Genomic DNA, 2,649 nt, shown 5'->3' with positions numbered 1-2,649 from the left:
GTCTGCGCGTTGCGGACCTCCAGACGCAGCAGCTTGCGGCCCTCCGGTACGACGGCCGTCATGAGGCCACCAGCGCGTCGTACGCCGCGGCGTCCATGACCTCGCCCGTCGCGCTGACCTTCACGACGAAGAGCCAGCCCTCGCCGAACGGGTCGCTGTTGACCAGGCTCGGGTCGGCGTCGACGGCCTCGTTGACCTCGACCACCTCACCGGTCACGGGGGAGTAGAGGTCGCTGACCGACTTCGTCGACTCGAGCTCGCCGCAGGACTCGCCTGCGGTGACGGTGCTGCCGACGGCCGGGAGGTCGACGTAGACGACATCGCCGAGGGCGTCGGCGGCGTACGCGGTGACGCCGACCTTGGCGATGTCGCCGTCGGCGGCGATCCACTCGTGCTCGGCGGTGTACTGGAGGTCGGTGGGGTTGCTCATGGCGCTCTCCTGGAGGTCGGTGGTCAGCGGGTGCGGGAGTAGAACGGGAGCTCGACGACGTCGGCGTCCTCGAGGGTGCCGCGCAGCGACACCTGGAGGCGGGTGCCCGGGGCGGCGAGCGTCGGCGGCACGTAGGCCATCGCGATCGGCCTCTCCAGCGTCGGGGACGGCGAGCCGCTGGTGACGACGCCGACCTCCGCGCCCGTGGCCGGGTCGACGACCGGGTAGCCGGCGCGCGGCGAGCGGCGGCCGGTCGAGACGAGCCCGACCAGGACCCGCTGCGGACCCTCCTCCTTGCGCTTCGCCAGCGCCGCCTGCCCGACGAAGCCGTCGGGCTTGTCGAGCACGACGACCCGGCCGAGGTTGGCCTCGTAGGGGGTGGTGTCGCGGTCCAGCTCGTGGCCGTAGAGCGGCATGCCCGCCTCCAGGCGCAGGGTGTCGCGGCAGGCGAGACCGGCGGGCACGAGGCCGTGCGGCTCACCGGCCTGCTGCAGGGCCGCCCAGACGGCGCCCGCGTCGCCGGGGCGGCAGTAGACCTCGAACCCGTCCTCGCCGGTGTAGCCGGTGCGGGCGAGCAGGACGTCGATCCCGGCCACCGTGCCCGCGTCGATCGCGTAGTACTTCAGGGAGGGGACGTCGAGGTCGGTGAGCGGCGCGAGGATCTCCGCGGACGCCGGCCCCTGGACCGCCAGCAGCGCCCAGTCCGCGGACGTGTCGGTGACGGTGACGTCGTGGCCCTCGGCACGGGCGGCCAGCTCGGGGGCGACGACGGCGACGTTGCTGGCGTTGGCGACGACGAGGTAGTGCTCATCGGCGAGGCGGTAGACGACCAGGTCGTCGATGATCCCGCCGTCCTCGGCGCAGATCATCGAGTAGCGCGCGCGACCCACGCCGATCGCGGACGGACGGCCGACGAGCGCGAAGTCGAGCGCGGCGCCGGCGCCGGGGCCGACCAGCTCGATCTCGCCCATGTGGGTGAGGTCGAACAGCCCCGCCGTCGTCCGCACGGCGCGGTGCTCGGCGGTCTCCGAGCCGTAGCGGACCGGCATCTGCCAGCCGGCGAAGTCGGTGAAGGACGCGCCGAGCGCGCTGTGGACGTCGTGCAGCGGGGTGAGCCGCGGGACCGCGGGGGTCGCTGAAGAGGTGGTCATCGGGAGGCTTCCTGGTGAGGAGCACGGCGGACGCCGGGCTCGTGGCTGGACTGCCTCCCCGCTCTGTCATCGCTACCTGAGAGCTTCACCGCCCGGAGGCGGCTTGCACCGTGGGTGCGGGCCGGTGGATCCGGTCCGACTTTCCAGAGTTCGCCTCGTCCCGGCGGTCAGGGGGCCTGAGAGATTCGTGGGGAGATTTGCTCCTTCGGCGCCCGGTCGCAGTGGACCGGGACTCTCCCGCCGGGGTTCGAACGGCGCGGTGTGGAGTTGTGACGCCAGTCATGGCGCAGGTCGAGCATAGGGCATCCGGGCTCCCGCGCCCGTACCATCGGCCGGTGCCTCACCCCGACCCCGCCGAGCGGCTGACCGGGATCGACCCGGACGAGCTCGCCATCACCCTCAAGGTCCTGCGCCAGGTCCCGCTCCTCGACCCCGAGCACGACGACGTCCGCACGATGAAGCGCGCGGCGTCGTACATGTACAAGCTGATCAAGAAGCAGCGGCGCGCCGAGATCCGCATGGAGCGGCAGCGCCACGACCAGGAGATCATCGAGAGCACGGCGACCGGCTCGCGGATGCGGATCGACGACGAGACGGCCGGCATCCCGCTGGTCTCCACCGCGCAGGGCGCCTTCGCCGGCGAGCTGCTCACCGCGCGCGGCTGCTACATCTGCAAGGAGGACTTCACCCTCGTCGACGCCTTCTACCACTGGCTGTGCCCGCGCTGCGCGGCGATGAGCCACGCCAAGCGCGACCAGCGCACCGACCTCACCGGCAAGCGCGCGCTGCTGACCGGCGGGCGGGCCAAGATCGGGATGTACATCGCCCTGCGCCTGCTGCGCGACGGCGCGCACACCACCATCACGACCCGGTTCCCCAAGGACGCCGTCCGCCGCTTCGCCGCCATGGAGGACTCCGCCGACTGGCTGCACCGGCTCAAGGTCGTCGGGATCGACCTGCGCGATCCCACCCAGGTGATCGCGCTGACCGACGACGTGGCGGCCGACGGCCCGTTGGACATCATCATCAACAACGCCTGCCAGACCGTACGCCGGCTGCCGGGCGCTT

At 72.2% G+C, this 2,649-nt stretch carries 3 protein-coding genes and 2 riboswitches; of the genes, 1 reads left to right on the top strand and 2 read right to left on the bottom strand.

Annotated features, from left to right (window positions below; genetic code table 11):
• Positions 1-58: 58 nt before the first annotated feature.
• On the bottom strand, positions 59-430 hold the full coding sequence (gene gcvH / locus FHP29_RS01670; protein WP_139621136.1) for a glycine cleavage system protein GcvH: 372 nt from the start codon (positions 428-430) through the stop codon (positions 59-61).
• A gap of 23 nt (positions 431-453) precedes the next feature.
• On the bottom strand, positions 454-1,581 hold the full coding sequence (gcvT, locus tag FHP29_RS01665; protein ID WP_139621135.1) for a glycine cleavage system aminomethyltransferase GcvT: 1,128 nt from the start codon (positions 1,579-1,581) through the stop codon (positions 454-456).
• 53 nt (positions 1,582-1,634) lie between these two features.
• A riboswitch (glycine riboswitch) is annotated at positions 1,635-1,735 on the bottom strand.
• Positions 1,736-1,831, bottom strand: a riboswitch (glycine riboswitch).
• A gap of 85 nt (positions 1,832-1,916) precedes the next feature.
• On the opposite strand from gcvT, the gene FHP29_RS22380 reads away from it, so the two are divergent.
• Positions 1,917-2,649, top strand: a 733-nt coding sequence (locus FHP29_RS22380; RefSeq protein ID WP_240044237.1) for an SDR family NAD(P)-dependent oxidoreductase, incomplete at its 3' end; no start/stop codon positions are given.

This window comes from Nocardioides albidus (assembly GCF_006335005.1).
GTDB classification, from domain to species: Bacteria; Actinomycetota; Actinomycetes; order Propionibacteriales; family Nocardioidaceae; genus Nocardioides; species Nocardioides albidus.
The sequence above is the reverse complement of the archived record's forward strand: the minus strand, read 5'-3'. Positions and strand labels throughout refer to the sequence as shown.

Excerpts from the sequence above, each read along its gene's own strand:
- gcvT (WP_139621135.1), bottom strand. The coding sequence starts at position 1,581 with ATGACCACCTCTTCAGCGACCCCCGCGGTCCCGCGGCTCACCCCGCTG.
- gcvH (WP_139621136.1), bottom strand. The coding sequence starts at position 430 with ATGAGCAACCCCACCGACCTCCAGTACACCGCCGAGCACGAGTGGATC.